The sequence below is a fragment of the Cerasicoccus arenae genome (genome assembly GCF_014651635.1).
GTDB classification, from domain to species: domain Bacteria; phylum Verrucomicrobiota; class Verrucomicrobiia; order Opitutales; family Cerasicoccaceae; genus Cerasicoccus; species Cerasicoccus arenae.
Genome location: NZ_BMXG01000010.1, coordinates 36,610 through 62,464 on the forward strand (window position 1 = coordinate 36,610; position 25,855 = coordinate 62,464).

At 50.3% G+C, this 25,855-nt stretch carries 23 protein-coding genes; 22 read left to right on the top strand and 1 reads right to left on the bottom strand.

All coding sequences use genetic code 11. The features are described 5' to 3' along the window. Positions 1 to 109: 109 nt before the first annotated feature. From IE065_RS09395 to IE065_RS09500, 22 genes are all read left to right on the top strand, one after another. A complete protein-coding gene (locus tag IE065_RS09395; RefSeq protein ID WP_189514340.1) occupies positions 110 to 2,683 on the top strand; it encodes a coiled-coil domain-containing protein in 2,574 nt (857 codons plus the stop codon). Continuing rightward, complete coding sequence (locus tag IE065_RS09400) at positions 2,680 to 3,312, top strand: hypothetical protein (RefSeq protein WP_189514342.1); 633 nt, start codon at positions 2,680 to 2,682, stop codon at positions 3,310 to 3,312. The genes IE065_RS09395 and IE065_RS09400 overlap by 4 nt, the downstream gene beginning before the upstream one ends. 2 nt (positions 3,313 to 3,314) lie before the next feature. Further along, positions 3,315 to 3,944, top strand: a complete 630-nt coding sequence (locus tag IE065_RS09405; RefSeq protein WP_189514344.1) for a hypothetical protein — start codon at positions 3,315 to 3,317, stop codon at positions 3,942 to 3,944. Positions 3,945 to 3,947: 3 nt separating this feature from the next. Then, the gene (locus IE065_RS09410) at positions 3,948 to 5,888 is read left to right on the top strand and encodes a phage tail protein (RefSeq protein ID WP_189514346.1); all 1,941 of its coding nucleotides are present in this window, start codon (positions 3,948 to 3,950) and stop codon (positions 5,886 to 5,888) included. 18 nt (positions 5,889 to 5,906) lie between these two features. Next, the gene (locus IE065_RS09415) at positions 5,907 to 6,194 is read left to right on the top strand and encodes a hypothetical protein (RefSeq protein WP_189514348.1); all 288 of its coding nucleotides are present in this window, start codon (positions 5,907 to 5,909) and stop codon (positions 6,192 to 6,194) included. Positions 6,195 to 6,497: 303 nt separating this feature from the next. Further along, the gene (locus tag IE065_RS09420; RefSeq protein ID WP_189514350.1) at positions 6,498 to 7,094 is read left to right on the top strand and encodes a hypothetical protein; all 597 of its coding nucleotides are present in this window, start codon (positions 6,498 to 6,500) and stop codon (positions 7,092 to 7,094) included. Positions 7,095 to 7,310: 216 nt separating this feature from the next. Next, a complete protein-coding gene (locus tag IE065_RS09425; protein WP_189514353.1) occupies positions 7,311 to 7,853 on the top strand; it encodes a hypothetical protein in 543 nt (180 codons plus the stop codon). Between the two features lie 656 nt (positions 7,854 to 8,509). Further along, positions 8,510 to 9,271, top strand: coding sequence for a DUF3450 family protein (locus IE065_RS09430; RefSeq protein ID WP_189514355.1), 762 nt, complete (start codon positions 8,510 to 8,512; stop codon positions 9,269 to 9,271). A 21-nt stretch (positions 9,272 to 9,292) separates the two neighbouring features. Continuing rightward, entirely contained in the window at positions 9,293 to 10,702 is a 1,410-nt protein-coding gene (locus IE065_RS09435) for a MotA/TolQ/ExbB proton channel family protein (RefSeq protein ID WP_189514357.1), read from the top strand. 8 nt (positions 10,703 to 10,710) lie between these two features. Further along, positions 10,711 to 11,307, top strand: coding sequence for a MotA/TolQ/ExbB proton channel family protein (locus IE065_RS09440; RefSeq protein WP_189514359.1), 597 nt, complete (start codon positions 10,711 to 10,713; stop codon positions 11,305 to 11,307). A gap of 4 nt (positions 11,308 to 11,311) precedes the next feature. After that, the gene (locus tag IE065_RS09445; RefSeq protein ID WP_189514361.1) at positions 11,312 to 11,719 is read left to right on the top strand and encodes an ExbD/TolR family protein; all 408 of its coding nucleotides are present in this window, start codon (positions 11,312 to 11,314) and stop codon (positions 11,717 to 11,719) included. Positions 11,720 to 11,747: 28 nt separating this feature from the next. Continuing rightward, positions 11,748 to 12,134 carry an ExbD/TolR family protein gene (locus IE065_RS09450; protein ID WP_229792083.1) on the top strand — a complete coding sequence of 129 codons (387 nt, stop codon included), beginning with the start codon at positions 11,748 to 11,750 and terminating at the stop codon, positions 12,132 to 12,134. Position 12,135: 1 nt separating this feature from the next. After that, positions 12,136 to 12,813: an energy transducer TonB gene (locus tag IE065_RS09455; protein ID WP_189514365.1), complete on the top strand. Its 678-nt coding sequence runs from the start codon at positions 12,136 to 12,138 to the stop codon at positions 12,811 to 12,813. 6 nt (positions 12,814 to 12,819) lie between these two features. Then, entirely contained in the window at positions 12,820 to 14,208 is a 1,389-nt protein-coding gene (locus IE065_RS09460; protein WP_189514367.1) for a tetratricopeptide repeat protein, read from the top strand. 15 nt (positions 14,209 to 14,223) lie between these two features. Then, a complete protein-coding gene (locus tag IE065_RS09465) occupies positions 14,224 to 14,943 on the top strand; it encodes a hypothetical protein (RefSeq protein ID WP_189514369.1) in 720 nt (239 codons plus the stop codon). Then, entirely contained in the window at positions 14,940 to 15,698 is a 759-nt protein-coding gene (locus IE065_RS09470; RefSeq protein ID WP_189514371.1) for a hypothetical protein, read from the top strand. Before IE065_RS09465 ends, IE065_RS09470 begins: the two co-directional genes overlap by 4 nt. A gap of 23 nt (positions 15,699 to 15,721) precedes the next feature. Further along, positions 15,722 to 18,973, top strand: coding sequence for a TonB-dependent receptor (locus IE065_RS09475; RefSeq protein ID WP_189514373.1), 3,252 nt, complete (start codon positions 15,722 to 15,724; stop codon positions 18,971 to 18,973). Positions 18,974 to 19,084: 111 nt separating this feature from the next. Continuing rightward, positions 19,085 to 20,638, top strand: a complete 1,554-nt coding sequence (locus IE065_RS09480; RefSeq protein WP_189514375.1) for a hypothetical protein — start codon at positions 19,085 to 19,087, stop codon at positions 20,636 to 20,638. A 93-nt stretch (positions 20,639 to 20,731) separates the two neighbouring features. Continuing rightward, complete coding sequence (locus IE065_RS09485) at positions 20,732 to 21,505, top strand: hypothetical protein (protein WP_189514377.1); 774 nt, start codon at positions 20,732 to 20,734, stop codon at positions 21,503 to 21,505. A 99-nt stretch (positions 21,506 to 21,604) separates the two neighbouring features. Next, positions 21,605 to 22,264, top strand: coding sequence for a hypothetical protein (locus IE065_RS09490; protein ID WP_189514379.1), 660 nt, complete (start codon positions 21,605 to 21,607; stop codon positions 22,262 to 22,264). Between the two features lie 80 nt (positions 22,265 to 22,344). Beyond that, positions 22,345 to 23,964, top strand: a complete 1,620-nt coding sequence (locus IE065_RS09495) for a carbon starvation CstA family protein (RefSeq protein WP_189514381.1) — start codon at positions 22,345 to 22,347, stop codon at positions 23,962 to 23,964. A 201-nt stretch (positions 23,965 to 24,165) separates the two neighbouring features. Further along, positions 24,166 to 25,206, top strand: a complete 1,041-nt coding sequence (locus IE065_RS09500; protein WP_189514383.1) for an aldose epimerase family protein — start codon at positions 24,166 to 24,168, stop codon at positions 25,204 to 25,206. 1 nt (position 25,207) lies between these two features. Here IE065_RS09500 and thiE read toward each other — a convergent pair whose 3' ends face one another. Then, complete coding sequence (thiE, locus tag IE065_RS09505) at positions 25,208 to 25,849, bottom strand: thiamine phosphate synthase (RefSeq protein WP_189514385.1); 642 nt, start codon at positions 25,847 to 25,849, stop codon at positions 25,208 to 25,210. Positions 25,850 to 25,855 lie beyond the last annotated feature (6 nt).

Below are 25,855 nucleotides of genomic sequence, written 5' to 3' on the forward strand. Positions count from 1 at the left end.
ACAAGAATTTCAGAACCTTTCCGCAGCCGTTGGACTGTTCTCAAAATCCGGCGCCAAGTCCGCTCGAAAGCATCAAATCGCACTCATCAAACGCGCTACCAAGTAACCCATGGCCAACCGAAAATCGACAGTCGATGTTCTCATGCGGATGCGCATGGACCTCAAAGAGTTTCGCAAAGGAAATGAAGCCATCCAGAATACAAATCGGGAACTCAAGAACCTGTCGAACTTCGCCAAGAAGGGTTTGGGCTTTGCGGGTGCAGTCACTGGGATTGGGCTGACAACTGGCGGCATAATCAACCTTGCAAAGGAGTCGATCAACCTTGGCTCGACCTTGGATGACACCAGCAAGAAGCTTGGCGTCTCCACTGAGTTCTTGCAAGGGTTTGCCTTCGCCGGTCGCGAAACTGGTACCGCCACCAAAGCCGCCGAGCTGGGCCTACAGCGCTTCACCCGCCGCCTCGCAGAAGCATCTAAGGGCAAGGGCGAACTCTTACCGATCCTTGAGGAATACAACGTCGCGATTACTGATGGCGCTGGCCGCAATCGCCAAGCAACGGACGTTATGCGCGATCTTGCCGATGTTATCCAAGCGACCGAAGACCCCGCCGAGCGCTTGCGTATCGCATTCAAGGCCTTCGACTCTGAAGGTGCCGGTTTGGTCAACGTGCTCAAGGATGGTTCAGCCGGTCTTGATGCATGGATGGAGAAAGCAATTGAAGTTGGTCAGGTCATGGACCGCGACACAATCAAGCGCTTAGGTGCGGCTGAGAATGCATTTGAGCAACTTTATCAGAAAGTGGTCATCCTGACGGGCGAAGGCTTAGTCGATCTTCAAGAGCGCTGGGAAGCGATGGGACCGCGTATATTTACCGGCCCCGGTGGTATGTCTGCCGCGCTTGCTGAGCTTGCTTCTCGCTTAGATGGAACAAATGACCTGATCGAGGCTACAGGCCGCGCCGCCGATGCCTCCGAGGATCGGCTTGCAAAGATGCGCCGTGAAATCTCTGGCACTGCCGATGATGCGGCCATGGCCACAGAAGAGTTGAAAAAGCTTGAGCAGGCCCAGAAGTCTTTAAGGGCCCAGATGGATAAGAGCCTTGAGGTTTCCCGCTTTGGCAACGAGTCCGCAGGTGCCACCGCTGATCGCCTCGCTTCGGAGATTCTTGCATTGCAGGACAAGGCTGCGACTATCGGGGGCGATGTATTCAGCGATCCTAAGCAGATCGCCATAATGGTTGAAATCCTGAAGAAGGAAGAGCAGCTCAACATCATTAAGAATCGCCAGCTTGAGGAAGCCGTTCGCCTTTACCGCGAAGAACAGCAAGCCGCCATCGATGCCTTGCCGCCCAAAGAGCGACAGCTCGCCATTGAGCAAGAGATTGCGGCCATGCGTGCCGTCATCAACAGCGATGGCACAGGGTTTTTCATCGAAGAACAGCGACTTGCCGCGCAGGAAAATCTACTTCGTCTTGAGAAGGAACTGAAAGAGGTCAAGGGCGACATCCTCACCGCCGATCGTGAGCAGTTGGCACAGACTGCCGAAATCACCGAGCAGCTTATTGCCCAGCTTCGCAGCGAGAAACAGATTGCCGCCGCCCGTGGCGATCAACAGACACTCGAGCGCCTGACAGAACGCGAAATCGAATTGCTCAAGAAGCTGCAAGCTGAATACGAAAAGCTTGCCGCCTCAGCCCGTGGAAACGACCCCGCCAAAGCAGCCGGCTTCGACACCCGTGCAACCGCCATCGGTGCAGAAATCAGCACGCTACAAACACCAGGCCTTTCCGCTGGCCAGAACTTTGCCCAAAGTGCGCAAGGTCGATTCAACGCTTTCCAAGGTGGCCAAGGCGATTTCGGAGTTGGCGCGATCGATGGCGCCCGCGCTGCCCTGCAAGACTACGTGACCGATGTGGGCAATCTGGGGCAACAGTTTGGCCGTGTCACTGGTCAGATCGCCTCTGGCATGGAAGGCGCGATTCAACCTGCGCTTGAGGGTTTGATCATGGGAACGCTGACGTGGGACCAAGCTTTGCAGCAAGTTGGCATGTCGATGCTCACAACGCTCGTTCAGGCCTTCACTACGATGCTTGCGCAAATGGTCGTGCAATACATCGCTAGCGAATTGCTGATGGCCTCCACCTCTGCCGCGACACAGTCCGCAACAATGGCAGGACTTGCCGCTGCCGCGGCTGGGCTGAATGCCGCTTGGGCACCCGCAGCAACATCAGCAAGCATTGCCTCCTATGGCGCTGCCGCTGGCATCGGTAGTGCTGCCTACCTCGCCGCGCTTGGAGGTTCAACCGCTGCCGCGATCAGCATGCAAAGCACAAGCAGCCTTAGCTCTGCCGCATTGGGTGGAGGGTCACTGTTTGGCGGTTTCTTCGCCGATGGTGGACGCCCGCCCGTTGGCATTCCTTCGATCGTTGGCGAGCGCGGGCCAGAAGTCTTCGTGCCGAATGCCGCAGGCCGCATCGTGCCATCGATTCCTGATTACCTCTCCGAAGTCTCACCACCCGACTTTGGCGAAGGTGGAGCCATAGGGATGATCGTCAACATTTCGCCCGGTCTCAATGGAGCGATTCGCGCCGAGCTGATGAACACCTTGCCGCAGTTCAAGCGCGAGGTCGCCCGCTTCGTGGCCGAAGATTCCCGTAAACGTCCTACCGCCCGTCGCAAATGATCACCTTACCCACAGAACCGAGCCCGGAAAGCTTGCGCCTGAACGCCCGCCATGCCGTGGCGATCACGCAGAGCCCTTACACCGGCCACAGCCAAGCGCACGCGCACCCGGGTCGCTGGTGGGAACTGGAAATCAGCTTGGGCGAGATGCACCGCGATTGGGCCGAGGCTTGGATTGCCGCCTTCATCCAGCTTGCCGCAGGTGAAACCTTTGTCTGGGGTCCGCGTGCTGTGACCGATGTCGACTTTGCACCGCCTCGCGGGAGCATTACCGCTGTGACGATCAGCGCGGACACACCCACGAATGCCGGGGTTCTCTACATCGACGATGGCGATTTCTCGCCGGATGGCTCAAGTGGTGGCGGTATCAGCAACTGGGCAATCGGTGACTATCTGGGAATTGGTGGCACGCTGCAAAAGGTCTTGGGCCCGCCAACGTGGAACGGCTCCGAAAGCCGCTACGAGCTGCCGGTCTTCCCTGGTCTTCGCACCGCTCTCTCTGTCGACACCGCCGCCGAGCTTGACAACCCAACGGCAACCTTTCGCCTGACCGCGCCCGCCATCGACTTCTTTCATCATCACTACTACGGCCAAGACCCAATCACCATGGCCGCAGTGGAAGCATTCTAACCATGCCCCGCGAACTCGATAGCGCCTTTCTTGCTGCTCTGGAATCCACTGGGGGAGCTGCCTTGCGCCCGGTGCTGTTCGTACGCCTGAACATCGAATCACTTAGCGGCGATAGTCTAGTTGCTGATCCGATACTGCTCTGGAATGGCTACGGGGATTTCACGCCCGCCACGGCTAGCGATGCCGCCTTTGATGGCGAGACCTTCCTCGGCAACGGCTGGCTGCAATCCATTGGCGAGATCGAGGAAACGCTTGCCGTGGAGGTCAGCGAAGTCTCGCTCGCGTTCACTGGGCTGGCCGATGATCTCGTAACCGCGCTGATGACCAAGCGCTACAAGAACCGCCCGGCCTATGTCTGGCTTGGGCTGCTGAACGACGTTGGCGAGCTCGCCGCACCGCCCGCCCGCATCTTCACCGGTCGCATGGACACCTTCTCGCTGCCAGATTCGCCGAGTGAGTCCAGCATCGAGCTGACACTCGTTGGCCATCTGGTTGACCCGCAACGCCCGAAGGCTGTGCGCTACACACACACCGAGCAACAACGCCTCTTCCCCGGCGATCTTGGCCTGATCTACGTGACCAATGTTCAGGACAAGGAAGAGTTTTGGGGCAAAGCTGATCCCGAAGTTTAAGCCATGGCCGATTCAAAAGTTCAGATTCCTTGGGAGAAATTCTACGAGCGCCGGCAGCGCAATTTTCGTGAGCCTGCCGCACATCGCCGCATCGTCTATGGCGAGCAAAAGCTTTCCGGCCCGATCCTCTTCTTTGAAACGCGAGGCTCAACCAATGACGATGCGTGGCTTTGGGTGGCGCTGGCAGGCCATGAGGTTGCCGAGATTGGCGATGTCTGGCTAGATGATGAAGTCGTTAGCCTGACCGTCAACGGAAGCGATCCGAACCGCTACAGTTCGCAGAGCGGCCGCTTCTCTGGATTGGTCGAGTTGCAGAAATTCCTGGGCACCGATGATCAAACCGTGCCCGCGTGGATCACATCCGAGCTTTCCGGCCAATGGGTGAACTATCCGCAACTTGGATTGACGGAAGATGTCCGCGTGCGTGCGCTGACTTCCGACCCGTGGACGGTGTGGGACGTTGGCCCGCCGCCTGCCTCGCCATCTGGTGATTACCGGGTCTATATGTTCCAAGTCTCGGCCTACTATGAAGAGTGGAGATACAATTATCCGTTCACCGTAACGACTGAGCCGAGCCCAAGCTCTAGGACTTTCACGCCAAGTGCGCCAACGGGTGTTGATGACCCGCAATGGAGCTTTTTCCCAGACCGTCCGGGTAGTCAGACCTACGAGATGCGTCTTGCTGGTGCTGGCCATTTTGAGCGCTGGCAAATCAGCTATGGCCTTTGGGGCACCTACGCGGATTTCAACAGCGCCGGGGTGATCATCGGCAGTTGGAGCGCACCGCAATTTCTCATGGGCCAATCCAACACCGGCTCGAAGGTGCAGTTCGAGATCAGCCAAGTCTGGACCGACAAGCACCGCCTTCGCGGCATCGCTGGGATCATGATCAAGATCGATTACGACGCCGATCAGTTCGACGGCAACTCTGTGCCCGAAGTCAAAGCTCTGGTTCGCGGCAAGAAGGTCCGCGATTTCTCAATCAGCACGGTCGACCCGCCAATCGTATCGTCACGCAACCCGGCTAACTGCCTTGCGGATTACCTCTGTGATCCAGTCTTTGGGCAGGGTGCCAACTGGGAGACGGATTTCGATCTCACCGCCCTTCAGGAAGCCGCACAAGCGTGCAATGACCCCGTGAATGGCACATCGGATGCCTCTCGCTTTCGCTGCGATGGGGCTTTTGAGTCCGACGAAGAGCCGGGCAAGATCATCCAGGCGCTGACATCCTGCATGGCTGGCCGCTCGATATTCACGGCGGGGCAATGGATAATACATGCCGGTGTCTGGCGCGAGCCAGTGCTTGAGCTGAGTGAGCAAGACCTTGTTTCCGGTGTCACGCTGTCCACACTCTCGCAACGCGACCTCGCCAACGGTGTGAAGGGCACCTACCTCTCGCCAGAAAACGACTGGACGCCCTACGACTTTCCCGCATTCACCGATTCTGCCGCGCTCCGTGATGACAACAACGAGCGCAACTGGATGGAGCGCGAATACGATTTCACGACTGACGAAGCTGTTGCCCGCCGCTTAGCAATGATCGACCTGCGTACGCTCCGCGCCGCTGACCATGCCTTTGAAGCAGAGTTCAGCCTCAAGGCTCTGCAACTTCGCCCAGGCGACAACATCACCTTCACGTATGACCGCTTCGGCTGGGATGCGAAGTCGTTCGAGGTGCAGGCATGGCGACTGATCCCGCCCGAAGACGAAACCGGCTGGCGCGTAGGTCTCGCCCTCGTGGCCACCGAGCAGCACGTTTACGGCGAGGATGGATTCCTGATCATGGAAGATGGTTCCGGCCTACTCACCGAAGACGGCGGACACCTAGCACTTGAGGATGGTTATCTCTACGCCGAAGGCTACTTCCTTACCGAAGCTGGTGAAACCCTGCTAACGGAAGACAACACGCCACTCACCTTAGAATTCACCAACACCGACCTTTAATCACCAACACATCACGACATGAGCAAGAAAATCTCACAACTCGCCGCCGCAACCACGATCCCAGAGAACGCGCAGATTCTGATCTATGATCCAGACGAAGCCAATGACGCCGACAAGCTCAAGCGCTACACGGGCAAGCTTTGCACCAATGATGCCTATACGGTCGCTGGTGTGCCTACCGCCGCCGATTACACCGGTGTGATGATCTACGTCTCCAACGGTGCCGCTGGCTCGCCTGTCATGGCCTTCAGTAACGGCACCAACTGGCTTCGCTGCGATACCCGCGCCGCGATCGCGGCGAGCTAACTTCGCTTCGTTCTGAGAGACCAGAAGGCAGAGTTTTCAAATTCTTGAACGCTCTAGACTTTTAATTGAGACATGATCTCGCATGTTAGGATTGCTCGTTTTGATATACTGCAATCCTCAATCGCTCTGTAGCCCTGTGTATTGCGAGGTTTTCGGCCAAAAGCTGCCTCATCACCACAATCACCCTCAAGCGCAACTGAATTGGTCACCTCGTACCGCAAATTGATATTGATAAGGCACTTCCACAATGATTGAATCAGCCACAATGAACGCGACACCAACCAGTGACAAAAACAGCAAAACGTGCAAGCTGCGCGTATACTAACCTATTCTAGTAAAAAACAAATGAACCCAGATTTATCAAAACGATTCCAAATGTGGTTTTCAGACCCATTTGAGTGGCTCCGACACAAAAAGAATCTACCTGAAGAAAGGCAGGTAAGCTTCGATGGGGGATTTGTCGCGATGTCGATGGGCTGCATGTTGTGTGAGCGATATTTTAGAGCCAAAACTAATACAGAAAAACCTCTAGAAAGAGGTGAATCTAAGAAAAAAAAGAATAAGGGGTATAACGAAAGGTTTAAGCGTGAAGCGGCAAAAGAATTAGGGATATCTAAAAGTAAGTTTGATATATTTTGGGCGGTCTATCGACATGGAATCCAGCACCAAGGAATGCCAAGAAAAGTTTATAGAAAATACGCTGGCAGAACTATCACCTATCGATCTTTAATGAGTGAAAATAATACTCATACTCCAGAGCAAGAAATAGACGGAGATATAATTTGGATTAAGATAAGTCCTTGGAAATTCACTAAACGGATGATCGAACTTTTTGAGAGGGACTCTGCTGCTTTAGAGTCTGGATTTCATCATGCATTTGCGGATATCTTTCAGAAATAAGTTTCCAGAATGATTTTTCCATTTCTTTGTGATGATATGATTCAGAGCTTCCATCTTCATCCATATAGGCCATTAATCTAGCTTCTGGTCGAATGAATGAATATCGAAAGTCTGGACAAGCCATCACACCCAACAAATCAAGCAAACTAGAACCAGTCGATTGTGGACAACTGCGTTCGTTCCTCACTTGTGCCACATCTTGACGTTCCAGAAGAAATGAATAAGCAATTCGCACGACTCCGCATTCCGGTTCACGATGATCTCCTCGTTTCGGAGTTCACGAGCATTCTCACAGAATACGCGATAGCATATACTTCGGTTCGCTTCTTTATGACAGCAGGGCCAGAGCACGAAGACCGGATGATTGCATTGAGGTTTTCATATGAGCCATTCCTACCGCATGAAGAAGAGCCGCGACTTGGAAGAGTTATGATTAACTCTCCTGGCTTTTGGGAGATAATTGGAGATTGGAACCCAATGAAGCTTATTGCGGACTATCTCAAGCATCGTGACCAACTTAAGCATGAGCGCAGATTCGACGGTGCCACGCGGCGCGGAATGGATCTAGATAACTTGCTCAAAGAAAACGAGGTGATTCGGGAACGCATTGAGATTCTCCAATCAGTGGGATTCTCAAAAGCCAAAATTCGGGATTCAATTAGCCAATACTTGGAGCAACCGCTTGAACGAACTAGCGATATTTCGCACCGTATGAATGTTGGAACGCCAGAGCTAATCAACGAGAAAGGAAAAGGCTAACAAGCCGCGTCATGCAACCACTACCAGCTGCCCTGTTTCGATGATTTTCTCTAATTACAATGCTAACCCCTTTATCGCCGCCCGCCCCCGCTGATAGTGTTGCGTGCTCTTTGACGTTCGCTAGAAAATCAAAAGGATCATCTTCCCCATAACCATGTCAGATGCCTCCCACTTCTTCGTCAGCTAGAAAATCATCGCCAGCTTGAGCAAGCTTCATGTGCGATTGGAAATCGTTATGACAATTCGCCCTCTATCTTAAAGGCCTACAAAGCCTTAGGTTTTGCATGAAAAGCGTCTGATTATGTCCAAGGAAATGGATATCTTGGACTAATATCTTGAGAGCCTTATTACTGTTGGCATGTGGCCGGTTAGGAGAGCCGGGGTTTCTTCGTGCCTGGTAAGATCAAGCTGCGGGTGAATCGATTTTACGAGAAAATCGTTTGGCAAAAGTGGGGATTCATAATCGGGCTGGTGGCCTTGGTTTGTTGAAGATCGGTGTCGAATTTGCACCAAAACGGTAAATTTGAGGCATTTATGTCGGTGGGGTTACGAGTCCGTAACCTGTTCGTAATATGTGACACAAGTTTAACAAGCTACCGCTAGTCAAGCTGCGTCATTTCTGTTCTACGTTTTGCCCTATCGTGAATTTATCAGTTATGAACATTCGGTTTATCGCACTTTCTGGCCTCACTTGCTGCTTGGCCTGGTCGTCTCTTTTCGGCCAGAGCGACGCAGCAGACTCCAAGGCCAAATTAGCCAAGTGGGTGGAAACACGCCAGATTATCTCCAAGGAAGCCAATGAATGGGCGATTGATAAGGAGTTTTTGATTTCGACCCGCGATTTACTCGAGGAACAAGCGGAATCGCTCGATGCTAAAATCACCGAGCTGAAGGATTCCTCAACTGAAGCAGATAACGCGCGCCGGGCATTGCTCTTGGAACGTGGTGAATTGCAACGAGCAGATGAAGACCTTGTGAAACAGATTTCGGCCATGGAGGCTCAGGTCAAGGAGCTGATCAAGCTGTTTCCTGAGCCACTAACCGGAAAGCTGGATAAGCTCATTGTGCGTATCCCTGATTCGCCAGAAGAAACCAATTTATCGCTTGGGCAGCGGCTGATCACTGTTTTGGGCATTCTCGGCCAAGCAGAAAAATTTAACAGCTCGGCTCACTTTTTTGGTGAAACGCGCGATGTCGGCGGCAAGAAGATTCAGGTACTCACACTGTACTGGGGTTTTGCTTTTGCAGTCTACGTAGATGCAAAAGGCACGATGGCTGGTATTGGCGAGCCAGGCCCCGATGGTTGGGTCTGGGTGGAACATAACGAAATCGCGAGCGGGGCGAAGCGTTTCATGGACATGTATGAAGGCAACGTTGATGTCATCGAGTTCGTTGAATTGCCCATTAAGATTAAATAACCGTTTACTATTATTTTAACCATGAAACGGATACACGCATTTACTGTTACGTTTGGTCTAGTGGGCTTGCTTAGCGCTCCACTCATTGCGCAAGATATCAATGTGGATGAGCGTCTCGAAGACGCACTGAAGCAACTTGATGTCGTTAACCAAGAAATTCGCAACGAGAAGATTCCTCTTTCCAAGGCTGTCAGTGAGATTGAAACTAAAGTGGTTCGGCTTGAGCGTGAGTATGATAACTTACTCAAGCAGCGTGACAGCCGAACGATCGACCTAAATTCGCTTGAACGCCAAGTCAAGCAGATGAAAGACCAAGCCGATTTTGTTCAAAATCGCTTGAATGAATTCATCTCTGAATTTGAAGGCCGTATTAACATCAGCGAGTTGCCTGCTTATGCGGAATTGATTTCGGCTGCCGAACTCGCGCCGACGAATGTTAATTTGAGCCCCGAACAAAAGCGCGCCCTGCAGTTTGACGTTATTGAAGCGGCGATGACGCGGGTAGAGAATTTAATTGGTGGCTATGCTTACGAGGGGGCTGCACTGAGTCCCGACATGGAGTTGGTCGATGGCAAATTCGCGTTCATGGGCCCATCGGTCTTTTTCTCTAGTAATGACGGCCAGGTTTATGGCCTAGTGGAAACGCAGCTTAATGCGGCTGATCCGGTCGTGGTTGATTTGCCTGATTCGGTTGATCAGGGCATCTCCAAAGCCATTCAAACGGGCGCTGGCAATATGCCGTTCGACTCGACGCTTGGTAAAGCAATCAAAGTCGCTAAAGCCGAGAAGCACCTGATGGCTTACGTGGAAGACGGTGGCGAGGTTGGCTATGTGATTATTGGTCTTGGTTTCATTGCATGCTTTTTGGCATTATTTAAATGCGCGGAAATCTTCAGCTTTAAAGTGGCGATGCCCAAGCATATTGACGCTATTCTGGACGACGTCGACAAGGGCGACATGAAAGCCGCGCAAGATAAAGCCAATAGTATTGGCGGTGCCGCTGGGGAAATGCTGGCCGCCGGAGTTGTTAACTCTGAGGAGAAGCGTGGCATTCTAGAGGAGATGATGTTTGAGCGGATTTTAAAGGCACGTCCATATTTGGAGCGCTTCTTGCCATTCCTCGCAATCACGGCCGCCGCTGCTCCGCTATTGGGTCTCTTGGGCACCGTTATCGGTATGATTAAGACGTTCCAGCTCATAACGATTTTTGGAACAGGCGACGCGAAGAGCCTCTCCACCGGTATTTCCGAGGCGCTGGTAACGACGGCCTTGGGCCTGATCGTAGCGATTCCTGTTTTGATTTTACACGGTATGCTTTCACGTATGGCAAAGCGTAAGCTCGGTCTGCTCGAGCAAGGTGCTGTTGCTTTTGTTAATGGTGTGATGAGTCGTCGTCATGACAATAAGGGCGGATCCGAATCGACGCATTAAGGTAAGCCATGGAAGGTGTAACTTTTGAAAAAATTATCGAGGTTTGGTCCAGTGGCGGTACGGTTATGTACCCGCTGTTCTTCCTTGCTTGTTTGCTCTATGTCCAAGCTTTCCAGCTAATGCTTTATGTTAGGCGTTCCAGCTTACAGAAGCGTAACGAGTTTCTATGGGGAGAATGGGTTTTGTTTCCGGAAAGAGCAAAAGGGCGTGTTGCGGAAATTATTCGCTATACGCAGACTGACATCTCTTCAGCCAAGCAAATTCGCAATCGCTTTGATGAAGTTCGGATGGCTCTTTTAAATCTGGTTGATCGCCGTGTGCGGTTTATCAATACTCTGGTGGCCACTGCGCCGCTGCTCGGTCTGCTTGGCACTGTGATCGGCATGCTTCAGACTTTTCTTGGCCTTGCCACGAGTGCCGGCGGGGAAACTGCGGGTGTCGTGGCATCGGGTATTTCCGAAGCGCTGTTAACGACACTCACGGGACTGATTATTGCGCTGCCGGGTCTCTTCATTGTGATGATCATTCAGCGCCAGAAGCACAGCTTGGAAGCGAATATTATGCGATTGGAGTGTCTAACGCTCAGCGAACTTAAAATCGATTAACCCAATGGCACGTCGCAGTTTACTATCTGAGCATGAGGAGACAACAGAGATCAATCTGTCGTCGATGATCGACTGTATCTTCATCCTCCTGATCTTCTTTATCGTTACGACAGTGTTCGTTGAAGAAACTGGCTTGGAAGTTAACAAGCCTGATGCTGGCAGCCCTTCGGATAACGATGAGGAAAACGAAGTCGTCATGCTTGAGATAACTTCCTCCAATAAGGTTCTAATCAATGGTGAAGAAATTCCGATTTCGCAGGTTAAAACCAAAGTGAAGGAGGGGATGAAAAATTCCGAAACTCCAGTAAGCATTCGCGCCCATGAGGGTTCGCGCCATGGCGTGCTGATTTCAGTTTGGGATGAGGCAACCTTGGGCGGTGCACAGCAATTAAGCTTCACCACGACAAACTAGGATCACGAGCATGGCCGGACGCAGTATAATGAATGAACCCGATGAGGAAACAGCGATCGATCTGTCGTCGATGATCGACTGTATCTTCATTTTGCTGATCTTCTTTATTGTAACCACCGTTTTCGTGGAAGAGCCGGGTGTCGAAATTTCCAAACCTGATGCGATCTCCGATGTAGATCTTGAAAAGAACAGCATAATCATCGCGATTACAGCGGACAATCGGGTTGTTTACGGAGGCAAGGAAATCGGTATCTCTGGCGTGTCATCACAAGTGAAACAGCAGATAAAGCAAAGCGATATTCCAGTGATCATACAAGCTGACCTGAACGCTGACCATGGCGTCTTCTCTAAAGTTTGGACGGAAGTGAAAAACGCGGGTGCCAAAAAAATCAGTGTCTCGACATTTAAGGATTAGTATGGCCAGCAATTCACCAAAGAGCTTCCAAATACCCGCCGCGCGATCTGACTTGCCGCTGGGGATTGTCTGTGGCGTGGCGTTCTCTTTCGGCTTGTTCATCCTTATGGGCATTGCCCCGCTAGTGGGTGATATTAAGGCTCCAAAAGACGAGCTTCAGACTCGCCAAATCGCAATGAATCCTCCTGAAGTTGAGGATATTGAGATCGAGCCCGAGCCACCCGAAGAAGAGGAGCCGCCCCCACCTGAGATGGAAATGACTCCGCCAGATATCTCTCTGGATCAACTAGCGATCGCCATTAATCCTGGACAAGGCGGAGGCATTGGCGGGGACTTTTCACTGCCGGATGTTACTTCTACAGTCGGGCAGTTGAGCTCGGACGATTTATTTAATTTTTCTGATTTGGACGAGCCGCCAAAATTGCTGGACCGGAGTGAGTTTAACTTTCCCCTGAGCCTCAAAATGAAGCCAGTTAAGGGGCAGATAGTCGTCTATGTGGAATTGGATGAGCGAGGATCGGTAACGCTTGCTCGTGTTGCCAACTCGAATTTGCCGGCGTTCAACGAGTATGTGCTTCGTGAAATTCGTGGCCGTAAGTTTTCTGCGCCAACAGTGCAGGGGAAGCCTGTTCGAGCGAAGGCCAATTTGCCCATTCCAATTGTTATTAATAAAAGCTAAATCATAATGAAGGAAAAACTAATACTTTTAATGTTGCTTGGAGTCGTCGCCGTAACCGCGAATGGGCAAACATCTTCGGGTGCTAAATTGCCAGGCGAGCCATCCGCGCCATCGGTACTCGATGACCCTGAATGGCAGAAGCGTTTTCTGGGTAGTTATGGATTTCGATCGACTCTGGAGCCCAAGGTTTCTGCGGAAGAGGTTGAGGTGTTGCGTGAGTTAATTGATTTAATGAAGGCTGACCCAAAGGCTGCTGCTGCTCAGTTGGAAGCTGGCACGAATGAAAATAGCAGTGCGGCTCTAAATTTCATCCTCGCAAATTTATACTTTCAAACTGGTGACACTGACAGCGCAAAGAAGTATTACTTAATCGCAGTCGAGAAGCACCCAGATTATATGCGTGCCCACAAAAATCTGGGCCTTTTGTTGATGCAAGAGCAAGACATGAAGGGCGCGTTGAAGCACCTTAGCCGCACGACTGAGCTGGGTGAGATGGATGGCCGTACGCAAGGATTGATGGGTTACGGCTACCTTAGCGAAGGTGATTTTATTGCTGCCGAGGAATGCTATCGAGACGCAATACAAATGGAGCCCGATGTTATTGATTGGAAGTTAGGAGTGGGCCGAGTTCTCATTGAAACTGGGCGTAATGGCGAATCGATTGCTCTGTTTAACAGCCTGATCAAGGAGAATCCTAGCGATTCAAAATTGTGGCTCCTTCAAGCGAATGCATATCTCGCGGAAAATCAGCCGGAATCAGCTGCGGTTAATTTGGAAATGGTGCGTAGCATGAATGAAGCCGATACTGAAAGTCTTCGGCTTCTGGGAGATATCTACCTGAACATGAAAATTGCTGACCTTGCCCTAGACGCATACGTAGAGGCGATGCACAAAAGTGGCAATCAAGGGGGTGTAAAGTTGGCAATCCGCTCTGCGAAATTGCTTAATCAGACTGGGTCGCCCGAGAAGGCAAAGGAACTTTTAGAACAAACATTGGCTACGTATGAAGGAGAAATTTCCAATGATCAGAATTTGGAAATATTAATTCTTCAGGCGTCTCTGGCTCGTTCTTTGGGCAATGCAAACGAGGCGATCAATGTGTTGGAGGACATTGTTAAGCAAGACGGGATGCAGGGGGAAGCTCTTATCGAACTCGCCACGATTTATAGTGAGCGCGGCCAAGAGAATGATCAGGAGCAGGCCTATCTGTTACTTAAGCGTGCTCAGAAAATTAGTGGCTTTGAATACGATTCGATGGTTAAGCACGCTCAGATGCTCGTGAGAGAACGAAAGTATAAAGAAGCCGCTCAATTACTCGAAGGGGCCTTGCAGATAAAGGAAGATGCCCGAACTCGTGATTTTCTGATCCGTGTAAGACGCGCAATGCGCGCCTAAAGTTAGTCATTCAAAATGAGAGCCCTCACGTTATTGATTCATTTTGCTTGCTGTCAGGTTCTGACAGTTGCTGCTGTCTCGTCGGCTCTTGCGGGCGAGGCCAAGGACACTCAATTGAGCAGGGAATATGCCGTGGTTGGCGTACTGAAAATGGATGATGAGCTATGGCTGACGCTGAAGCATGAAAACGGGCAAATGTATTTTGCTTCTAGTGGAAAAAATCGTGCGCTTACTGCAGTTGATTTTGATTGGGAATCGGGTATCGCTACGATTCGCACGAGGCATGGCGAATTGCTTCATTTGCAGTTGCCCGATTCCGTTGACTACGGAGCAGATCCAGCTTTCGCAAGAATGGGTAAGGATAACACATTAGTGGCGGGGGACGATTTATCTGGGCTGACTTACTCCGAGATTGTCAGTCTCAGCGAGGCTTCACCTGAGACTTTGAATGTTCGGAAGGTGCTTACTGATGTAAACGCTAGGCCGCCTCGAATGAAAATACATCCAGTAGCGGTCGTTGGTAGATTCGGTTCAGGGTTTTCACCCAATCGAACCACTGAGATTTCTGACGTTCGTTCTTCGAGCGGCAAGGCTCAGGGAGTTGCAGTTGTCGGCGATGCCCAATTGAGTTCCCTGAAAAAAGATGGGTTGGTAAAGAAGGCTGTTGTTAAGCGAGGCGGTGTAATTACCGAGCAAAACGATGTTATTTTCCCTGATCTGAAGGAGGAAGGATGAGATATTTTTTAATCTTGATGGCCGTATTTTCGGCGCAATCGCATGTCTGGGCAAGTGACTCTACTGATGATTATATAAATCGCGCAGCAGAGGACTCGTCCTTGTGGCCAGTCAGAGTTGGTTTGGTGGAAAGTGCTGAATCTAAAGGCCGCACACTCGATCCGGGTCTGCCAGGAGTTCTGATTCGAGTTGAAGACGGCCAGGTATTGATCGACATGGGGCGTCGTGGCGTGCATTGGGTTGCGCTGGATAAGACCGATTTTTACCAACGCTCAAAGGATAAGCTCAATGAAGGGAGCGCACCAATTGGTAATTATTTTCTAATGTTCGGTGGTGCAATTTCGCTTATTGATACGGACAAACTTGTTCGCCCCCCATCGAAGTGGCAAGAAGGCGTGGATCAGCTATTATTTGTATATGCTCAGCCCGAAAATTTCACACTGGGTTTCGCCGATAAATTACGTGCAAGTGATCTTCTCGGACAGAAGAGTAGTCCCCGCTACCGAGTAATTTTAATGCCGCAAACTGACGTGCTATCAGATCCGGAAATATATAGTCGGCTGACTGGCCTTCTGGTTATGTCGCCAGCATATAGCTCAGCACTCACTAAATCCTTTGACCATTTCGAGAGCCCGGTAGCAACTCCAGCGATCATCTTGGTAGATGCCAACGGAAAAATTATTGAACGCCCGAATATCGACTTAATGTATTCGGAAATCGGCAATGCGGAATCCGGTGACTTGGTCTCGCCATAACGTCTTTGCCCCGCTGAATCAACATGTACAAAAGATACATCCTTATTTTAAGCCTGCTTTTTTCGAGCAATATTGTGTTCGCTCAGACTGAGCAATCTGATTCCGAAGAGAGTCAACCTACGAGAGCAGAAGCTGGATCAACGGTCGCGCAAACCGGGTCCAATAGTGCAGCAGAACCGGGTCCAATGGGTGGCATTTCTGGTTTAGTGATTGATGAAGGTAATGGTGCATTCCTTTCGGGTGTTAGCATCACTCTGCTCTTTCCAGGAGCGGAAGCTCAGATTTTCGGCGATGAGTCTCCCCAAGAATCATCGGTGGTGACCGATGGCAAAGGCCGCTATCGCATTCGTGATGTGCCAACTGGTATTTATAAATTGCAGTTTTTTAAGGATGGTTACGCGCCACGGATCGTGAGTGATGTTGAAGTTCTGCCGAATGATGTGACCAAGATAGATGTGCCACTGGCTGTTGGGTCAGAAAAGACAAGTCAGGATGTATTCGAGATGGAAGAGTTCGAAGTGTCTAGCCAAGCATTGGGTCAGCAGGGTGTTGCGTTAGAAGCTTTACGCAAGCAATCCCCCGCATCGGTTGATTTTCTGACTTCAACGGAAATTTCAAAATACGGTGCATCTGATGTTGCTGAGGCAATTACGCGTATACCAGGAGTTAATTTGGTTGAGGGACAATTTGCAGTGATTCGAGGTTTGAATGACCGTTACGTAAATACATTGGTAAACGGAGTTCCCGTTCCTAGCACCGACCCTACGCGTCAAGGCGTTCAACTTGATTTGTTTCCATCGGGTTTCGTGAATAACCTAGTTGTGGAAAAGACTTTTCTGCCATATCTCCCCGGTAATAGTGGTGGCGGATCGATCAATATAATCACCAAGGAATTTCCGGATGAGTTCCAGTCATCCTTCAAAGGTGGTGTTAAATTCAACTCCAACGCCCAAAAGAACTATCTTCGTTATCCTACAAATTCGAATCGTTATCTTTTTGGAACGGCCAAGAGTGATTTCGCGCCCGTTCCTTCGACAAAGCAAAACCTGACAACACCACTTCCCTATGCGCCTTTTGCGGCCACGTCGGATAGCCCACCGGTTGGAGCAACGTTTTCGGGTAGCATTGGTGATTCCTTTGAAGTGTTTGATAGAAAGCTTGGCTACTACTTCGGTGGTAGCTATAATTCATCTTACACAACAATCACTGGCAATACACAGAATCGATTCGGTTCGACGAACCCTCCTACGCCTTCTCCTTCTAGTCCGACTATTCCGCCAGGCTACAACCCCGCCCGCCCGAATGGTGGCCCTCTTTTTACCCCTGGTTCTTTGTCGACTGGGACTTTGCCACGATCTACAGGTTACTTCGATCTGGTTCAGTCGACCGGCGATGTGCTTATTGGCGGTTTAGGTACAGTGGGGATGGACTTGGACAAGGAGGGATTAAATGCTATACGTGCAGTTGGATTCATTAGTCAAAATGGCACCACCATTTCCCAACGGAAATCCAATGGCTATATCCCTGCTGGACAATCGGCGCAGAATGATTCGCTAACTAATATTGGAATGATCGGTGCGGGAGGTAATAACAGTACGACTTTGAATCAGGACATCCTTTATTACCGAGAGCGCCAGTTGATTTCTGCACAGCTCATTGGCAACCATGTGATTTCTGAACTGAATGACCTAAAAATTGATTGGGCGATTAACTACGCGAAAGCCTCGCAGGATGAGCCGGACCAGCGAGTTTATAGCTATATGTATAATGTTAATACTGGCCTTTATCAGAATAGCAATGGAGCAGATTTTAGTAACCAGCTTCGCCGCACTTGGCGCAGTATCGATGAAGACCAACGTTTTGCTCGGGCGGATTTAGAATATGATTTCAAGTTCGAGAATGGTTTTGACGGTAAGTTGCAGAGTGGATTCTTCTACGAGAATTCTGAACGCACGACTGATCAGGAGGATCGATTTTATAATGCGCCGAATTCTCCGATAACGGGATCTACGCCTGAGGAGCTCTCAGCTGTATTTTTCGACGAGCGTGTCGCACTGAATCAGGGCCTTGGTTTCGCGCAGCCCTCGGAGTCCGAAACTAGTAGAAAAATTAAAGCTTATTATGGAATGTTTACAGTTCCTTTTGGCATTGAGGAACTCAAAGTAACGATGGGTGCTCGCTTCGAATCGACCGATATGCATTCACAAGGTATTGGTAATTATGGCACGACTGACGCCGCTTCGTTTTGGGCTCAACCGACGTCAAGTGGTTCAACCATTACCAATGGCGACATTCTAGGCGTGCCGGCGGGAGCTGGTAGGCAGCCTGGAATTATTGACGACAATCGTATCCTTCCAGGTCTATCTATTGTCTATCAGCCGACTGAAAATATCGTGTTGCGCGCCGCCTATTCTAAGACTGTTGCCCGGCCATCTTTTCGCGAATTAAGCCCATATTTCTCAACGGATTTTGTGACGGGTGATGTTGTTTTGGGTAACCCATTCCTCTATTTATCCGAGGTTGAGAGCTGGGATTTTCGCGCTGAATATATCTGGGATAACGGTGATATCGTTGCAGTCAGTTTGTTTTACAAGGATGTGATGAACCCCATTGAGAAGATTCTGCTACAGGACTCCAACACACGTTCAACAATCACTTCATATTTCAATAATCCTGATCGGGCTATTGTTAAGGGCTTCGAGGTGGAAGTACGCAAAAACTTGGGCTTCTGGGATGAGTCGTTGGAAGACTTCAGCATAGGTGCAAATTTCACCATGGTGAATGCGTCTGTAGGCGTGCCAGCTGACGTCAATTCGACTTACTTGATTAACACTTACAATAATCCCTTTGATCCATCGCGAAGAATTCCTCAGGGGTATTACGTGGATAGCGCGGGTAATGTGTTGAGTCCTCCAAGTGAACGCCAACTTTTTGATCAGCCGGAGTATATTATCAATGCTGATTTCACTTACAGAAATCCAGATATGGGCACTACTTTTACAATTGCTCTTTATGCCCAGAGTCAGGTGCTGTCGGCGGCAGGTACTGGGGGCAATATTGGTGTGCCTGACCAATACAACGACGCCTATTATCAATTGGACATCATCTACTCACAGATGATTACGCAAAACCTCCAATTTAAGTTGGCCTTGAAGAACGTTACCGATACTCCGCGTGGCGTTAGCTACGACCAAAATATTATTGTCCCTACTGTTCAACGAGTCAGCTACCGGAAGGGCATGGATGTCACTATGTCGATGGAATACACGTTTTAGGGGGATCCGATTCAAGAAATCAAATCGATTAACGAAAACGTAACATCAACGACGTTAGTCTGACGCAGAGATAATAGATAATGCGGCCTTCATTTGATTTACTCTACACATATGAAACATAAATCCCAATTAATCCTCGCCGCGTTATGCGCGGCGCCCTTCGCTTCCGGCATTACCTATCTCGACGAGACGGTAGCTGGTATTAACAAGCTAAATAATGGCGTTGGCCAAGCTCCCTCCTATGAGATTGATACCAATCTTAATTTGGGCACTGCTTTCCCAGGAGAGACTGAATTCGTCCTTCCCGCGGTTGTTTTCGTTAATAATGGCGCTACGCTGACCATTCCAGCAGGCACCATTATGCGTGGCCAGCCACGTATTGTTGCAGGCACTTCGGACGCTCCTGGTGCATTGATCGTTACAGAAGACGGCATGATTGACGCAGTCGGCACGGCTACTGCCCCAATTATTTGGACAACTGCTGCGACTGGAACGATTGGTTCCTTTGCGAAATACGTAAAAGGAAATCAATCTCCAGTCTGGCTCGACCCAAGCCCGCTTCTTTCACCGCTCGCTCCTCAGATCTCTGGTACGAATACAACCAAGCTCTGGGGTGGTGTTGCACTTCTTGGTAAAGCTCCCAATAACCTAGCAGGCACTCGTCCTCCAGGTCTTGTTGGTCGTGGCACTTTGGAAGGCCTCCCTGCTAGCGCTGGTGCCAATGCATACTATGGTGGTTCAAACCCCAATGACAGCTCTGGCCGGATAATCTACAACTCCATCCGTCACAATGGTGATATTTTGGCTGATGGTGATGAAATTCAGGGTTTAACCTTGGGTTCTGCTGGTTACGGCACCGAACTTAAGTATATTGAAATCTACTGCTCTGCGGATGATGGTATCGAAATTTTCGGTGGCACCAGCTTCATGGATCACATTCTGATTTCCTTCGTCGAAGACGATGGTCTGGACCTTGACCAAGGCTATTCCGGTGCCATTCAGTATCTGGTATCGATTATGGCCAACAACACCACATACCCAAGTTTCGGTGGCGGTAATGCAGGTGAATGGGACGGCGACGACTATTCCAGCAGCTTTGACTCGACTGGCCTCCCGCTGACTTACCCGACCTTCTACAATATGACCTTTGTTGGTGCGTCGGACAATGGCAATAAGGGCTTGAATGCTGATACGGGCTGGGGTGGAAACCTCTACAATTCCATCGTCTACAACTTCCCAACTGAAGGTTTTGCATTCGGCAATGGCGGTTTCCCAGGAACAAACTCCTCGGATCGTATCGCGAATGATACCATCGACTTCTCGGGTGTTGTATTCTTCAACTCACCTAGCACAACTGCGAATGCAGGCACGGTGATCTCCAGCGGATTCAATAACACGACTGCCATTACACTTCTGGGTAATAGCCAAGTCGTAGGCACGAACGGCCTGATTCCTGTGCCAACAGGTAGCGCTACTGAATATGCAGTATTCCCTTCATTCGGTTTGGGCGTTGGCTACACTGGCAACTACTTCACACCTGCTAGCTATAAGGGTGCTTTTGACCCAGACACAACTGCTACTATTTGGACGACCGGTTGGACGGCCCTTAACCATCTGGACATGATCCCTGACCGTGCAGATGGTCTCGATGTTGACGGACTTTAATAAATTCATTGATCGTCAATCTTCTAGTTCATAATCACAATCTAATCGCTACGTCGGAGTTTTATCCTCCGGCGTAGCACCAATCAAATTTATATGAAACTCATTACTATACTCGGATCAGCGGCTTTGATTACCGCCAATCTTTCCGCCGCATCGCTCATCACTGGATGGGATTTTAGTAACTACATCCTTAGTGGTCAGTCTTACACCATTCAAGGTGGTTTCGGCGTCGATTCTAATAGCATTGTTTCGCTATATAGCGATATCACAGGTGATGGTGCTAACAATTCGAATGGCACGCTTACTTATCTTGATGGTGCGGCAGGAACTACGGTTTCCAGCCAATCGAATAACTTGACGTCAGGTCTTTCTATTATTTCGCGTCCACTTGGACCTAATTTTGGAAGCAGTCCTGTTGGTTCTTCTGCCAATCAGTTTGCTATGCGCGTTAGCAATCCAGGAACGTTATTGTTTGTCACTGACACGAATGGAGAATCATTCAACTTCCTCGATGCCGGTTCGTTAGTTCAATATGCTGCTTCTACGCAGGGTGCTGTAGATGCAACGATAAGCTGGGATTACAGTTTTAATGGGGTAGATTTCTTTTCTACTGGTGATGTACACGTCATTGATAACAGCTTGGGCACTGGCGGTGACCTCTTCACCATCGATCTGGATGGTTTCGGTGGTAACTATTCCGGTGATATCTATCTTCGCGGTGTTGTTACTGGTGTGACTGCTGGTAGCGAGCTTGTGATGGATAATTTCCAAGTTCAGGGTGGAGCGATTCCAGAGCCATCAGTCTATGCACTGATTACTGGGTTTGCTGTTATTGGTCTAGCCTATGTGCGTCGCCGTAAGGCATAGTTCAATTATTGTTAATAATTCCATTTTTTACAAATTTCCCGGCGAAAGTCGGGAAATTTTTTTAAACTCCCAAATACATTTCTACAGCGTATCCGGAAAATGAAATACGTCGCTCTATTCGCCATCTGCATTGTTCTGTTCTCAGTGAGTAATTATGCGCAAAGCATTGTTAATGAATCGAATCAGGTTTATTTTGACATGGATGCGACAAAGGAGGGGCTCGATTACCTGAATTACTCAGATGATAATTTACGGAGTAGTAAAACAACTTCAGCGGGCGAAATTGCTGGTGTGGGTTCATTTAAAGCAGTTGAGGTTGAAGACCGCGCTGCAGAGATACCGCTTTTGCTGCGCCCATTATTTGTCCCGGTATTTCTGCTGAGAGATTTGGCGAGACCGGCTTTTTCAACAGTTGCTCTCCCTATTAGTGTTATTACAAGTTCGACGGATCCTGCGCATCATAACGAGAAGTTCATTACGAATCATCCTATCGGCCGACCTGGAGATGCCAGCGAAGGAAATAACCGCGAATACTTACGTCGCACGGTAGAAAAATTCGATAAATCAGAGCAAAAAACGTTAGCTGAGATGTTTAAAAGTAACGATTCGCTTACTGCATCAGTATTTAAGAAACCGGAATACGTCGCCTACGAAACGAATTTTTCGGACAAGCAAAACGCTAATCGTCCAATTGGTCGCACGGGCCGGGGTCGGGGTAATTCCCGTCAGTTGTATCCGGCGCATCCTGACTCCCCGTAAGCGGCGACAATTTTTTTTCTGGTGAGTTGCTGCCAATTTGATCAAGCTGCCCGGTTTTATTTAGGTAGGTTGGTCAGACTATGTTGGTAACGATTCTGTTGGTTTCAATGTTAGTGCTTGCGGTGGGCTATCGCTTCTTCGGGCGCTTTCTATGTCGCCGCTGTGAAGTGGATGATACCCGGAAGACGCCAGCGGTTGTTCAAAACGATGGGGTTGATTTTGTGCCCACCCGTGCGTCCTTGGTCTTCGGACATCATTTTTCTTCCATTGCTGGGGCTGGTCCGATCGTTGGGCCTATCTTGGCGGCTCAGTATTTTGGTTGGGGTCCGACTTGGATATGGATTCTTGTGGGTGCGTTGTTTATTGGAGGTGTGCATGATTTCGGTAGTATGCTCATGTCTCTGCGAAACCGTGGGCGCACAATATCGGAAATTACCCGGCTATTGGTTGGTTTACGCACCGCAAAGTTTTTTCGCACATTTCTGCTGTTGGCGCTGGTCTATGTCATCATCGTTTTCCTCGATTTGACCGCAACGACATTTGCTGGCACCCCTGAAGTTGCAACATCGTCTGGATGGTTTATTTTCTGTGCCGTTGCCTTCGGCCTTGTGTTGCGGCTGAAGGGCTTGCCTTGGGGCGTCACACTCGCGTTATTCATCCCGCTAACTTTTGCTGGCTTGGCGCTGGGGCATTATTTTCCAGCTGAAGGTATCTCTAAGAATGTTTGGCTTACTCTCATACTAGGCTATTGCTTTGTGGCTGCAGTGATGCCGGTGAATTTGCTGTTACAGCCGCGAGATTTCCTCAGCTCACTTTTTCTCTACGCGATGATGATCTTGGGAATAGTTGGCCTGTTTTTCTGCGGTCATCCCATCCAGGCACCGGTGTTCCATGGATTTACGACGGATTTAGCGAATCCGGGTTATTTGTTTCCAGTGCTGTTCGTGACGGTGGCTTGTGGGGCTTGCAGTGGGTTTCATAGCTTGGTGGCGAGTGGCACGAGCTCCAAACAAATTGAACGCGAGCGTGATGTGCGTCCAGTTGCCTATGGCGCGATGCTAGTGGAGGCTCTCTTGGCGGTGTTTGCACTGGCGTCAATTGCGGTGCTTAGTGGTGCCGATATCGAGGGTAAGAGTCCGGTTGCAATATTCTCTACGGGAGCTGCGGTATTTATGAACACTTTGGGCATTCCTCAAGAACTTGGGCGCGAATTTACCGCCCTTACGGTGAGTACCTTTTTGCTGACTACGCTGGATACTTGTACACGGCTATCTCGCTTTCTGCTACAAGAAATGCTCAATTGGGAGGGGAAGAGCGCCCGCTATTTGGGCACTTTGGCAGTGGTGTTGATTCCTGGTGTTTTCGCCTACCAGACTTTCGACGGAAAACCAGCTTGGGCAGTTTTATGGCCGTTGTTTGGTGCCACGAATCAAATGATGGCGGGTCTCGCTTTGATTACATTCGTGGTCTATCTGAAGGACCGGAAAATCGCCTACAAATTCGCATTGATACCCGCATTGCTCATGATGCTTACGCCGTTGACCGCGCTTGGCTTTATGGCATTTGACCATGAGATTGGGACGTTTCTTCAAGTGATTTGCGTTAGCATGTTTTTGCTGGGGCTAATTGTTGCAGGGATGTCTTTGAACTTTGTTTTCAGGTCTCAGGCTCAGTCTTCGGTTTCGCCTCAGGCAGGTTAGTCATCCAATCGTCAGTATTTTTGTCCGAAAGGACTAGTGGCTTTTCTCAACTCGCGAGGCTTATCGATCGGGCATCGTCACCTCTGAGTAAAAGCCGTCGAGGCTGCGTGCAGAATCGCGTGGAGCGAAGTAATAGACCCAGCTAGGTTTGTTAAAATTGGTCTAGCCGCCGGAACTGATGATGGCCAGAATGATCTAGATATGACGATTACTTCAAGACCTTATGGTGCCCTGCCAAGTGGCGAACCAGTAAAACTATTCACGCTCACCAATGAACGAGGCATGACCGTGAGCATTACGGACTTTGGGGGCATTGTTGTGTCCATTGAGGTTCCTGACCGTAATGGTATCTTGGCCGATGTAGTACTTGGTAAGCCCGATTTTGCCGGCTATTTTGCAGGACACCCTCACATGGGAGCGATCGCGGGGCGAGTCGCGGGGCGGCTTACTGGTGGACGTTTCACACTTGATGGAGTGGACTACCAACTCGCTTTGAACAATGGGGCGAATCATCTCCATGGTGGACTTAAGGGATTTGACAAAGAGCTTTGGCTGTCGTCTGTCATTACCGAGGATGGTCAGGAAAAGCTTCGTTTGCGGCATCGTGATCTAGATGGGGCCAATGGCTACCCAGGGAATGTTGATTGCCAGGTGGATTATGCCGTTACCTCCGATAACGAGCTGCGGATCGATTATCAATTTGTGACGGACAAGGCTACTCCGCTGGTTGTCACAAATCACAGCTATTTTAATCTAAAAGGGCAGGGAGAAGGCCAAATCTTAGACCACGAAGTTCAGATATTTGCGCATGAATGTGCGCTGGCTGATGACGAGATGACGCTACTAAGCAAAAAAGTTCTCGTGGACGGCACCGCTAGTGATTTTCGGGAACCTGCGGTGATTGGCGATCGTGTGGATCGGCTGCATCAAGGGCATGGTGACGGGTATTTCCTGCCGGATGGTCGCACGATTGAGCCACGCTTGGTAGCGCGCGTGCGCGAGGCCCATACGGGACGAGTGCTGGAGACTTTAACGACGGAGCCCTATATCCAGTTCTACACTGGTTCTCAGATGGAAGAAGGCGAGCCTGGCAAGACGGGTTCCTACGGAAAACACAGTGCCTTTTGTCTTGAGGCACAGGAGTACCCTGATGCGGTCAATGCGCCGGATTTAGGTGTTGGTGTTCTTCGTCCGGGAGAAGATTTTCGCTCGACGACAATCTACCGCTTTAGCGCGGAATAGTTTAAGCAAACGCAAAACGTAGCTCACGAGTGGCAGCAGCTGTGTCCTTGGCCAGAAGTAGGTCTGAAACAGCGACTAGTGCCTTGGCACCCTCAGCAATCACTTCGTGTGCATTTGTTCGTTTGACTCCACCAATGCAGAACCAGGGCAAGGGGGGGGGGGGGAGGCTGGCGACATAGCGCACGAGCTCAAGGCCAACTGGAGTGTAGTCGGGCTTGGTTGGAGTGGCGAAGACCGGGCCGACGGCAAAGTAAGTCAGCAAGCGGGCTTGCGCGATGGCAGCATCCACTTGGTGGGGGGAGTGTGTTGAGAGGCCGATTACGCGATCTGGGCCAAGTGCAGCCCGGACTTCGGTAATGGGTGTGTCATCTTGTCCCACATGGGTGCCAACTAATTCATATTCAGCAGCGAGTTCCCAATCGTCGTTGAGCACGAGAGGTACAGGTGACAGGGCGAAGAGTGGGAGGACGGCTTCCAGCAAGCGTCGTCGTTCGTCGCGGGTTGTCCCTTTTGCGCGAAGTTGGACAATGTCTGCGTCACCGTCAAGGAGGGCTTGGCATTTGGCCACCCAGTTTTCACGATTGGTGTAGCCAGTATCTAGTATGCCATAGACGCGTGGTGGCGTCGGCCAAAGAGTATTCATTGCCGC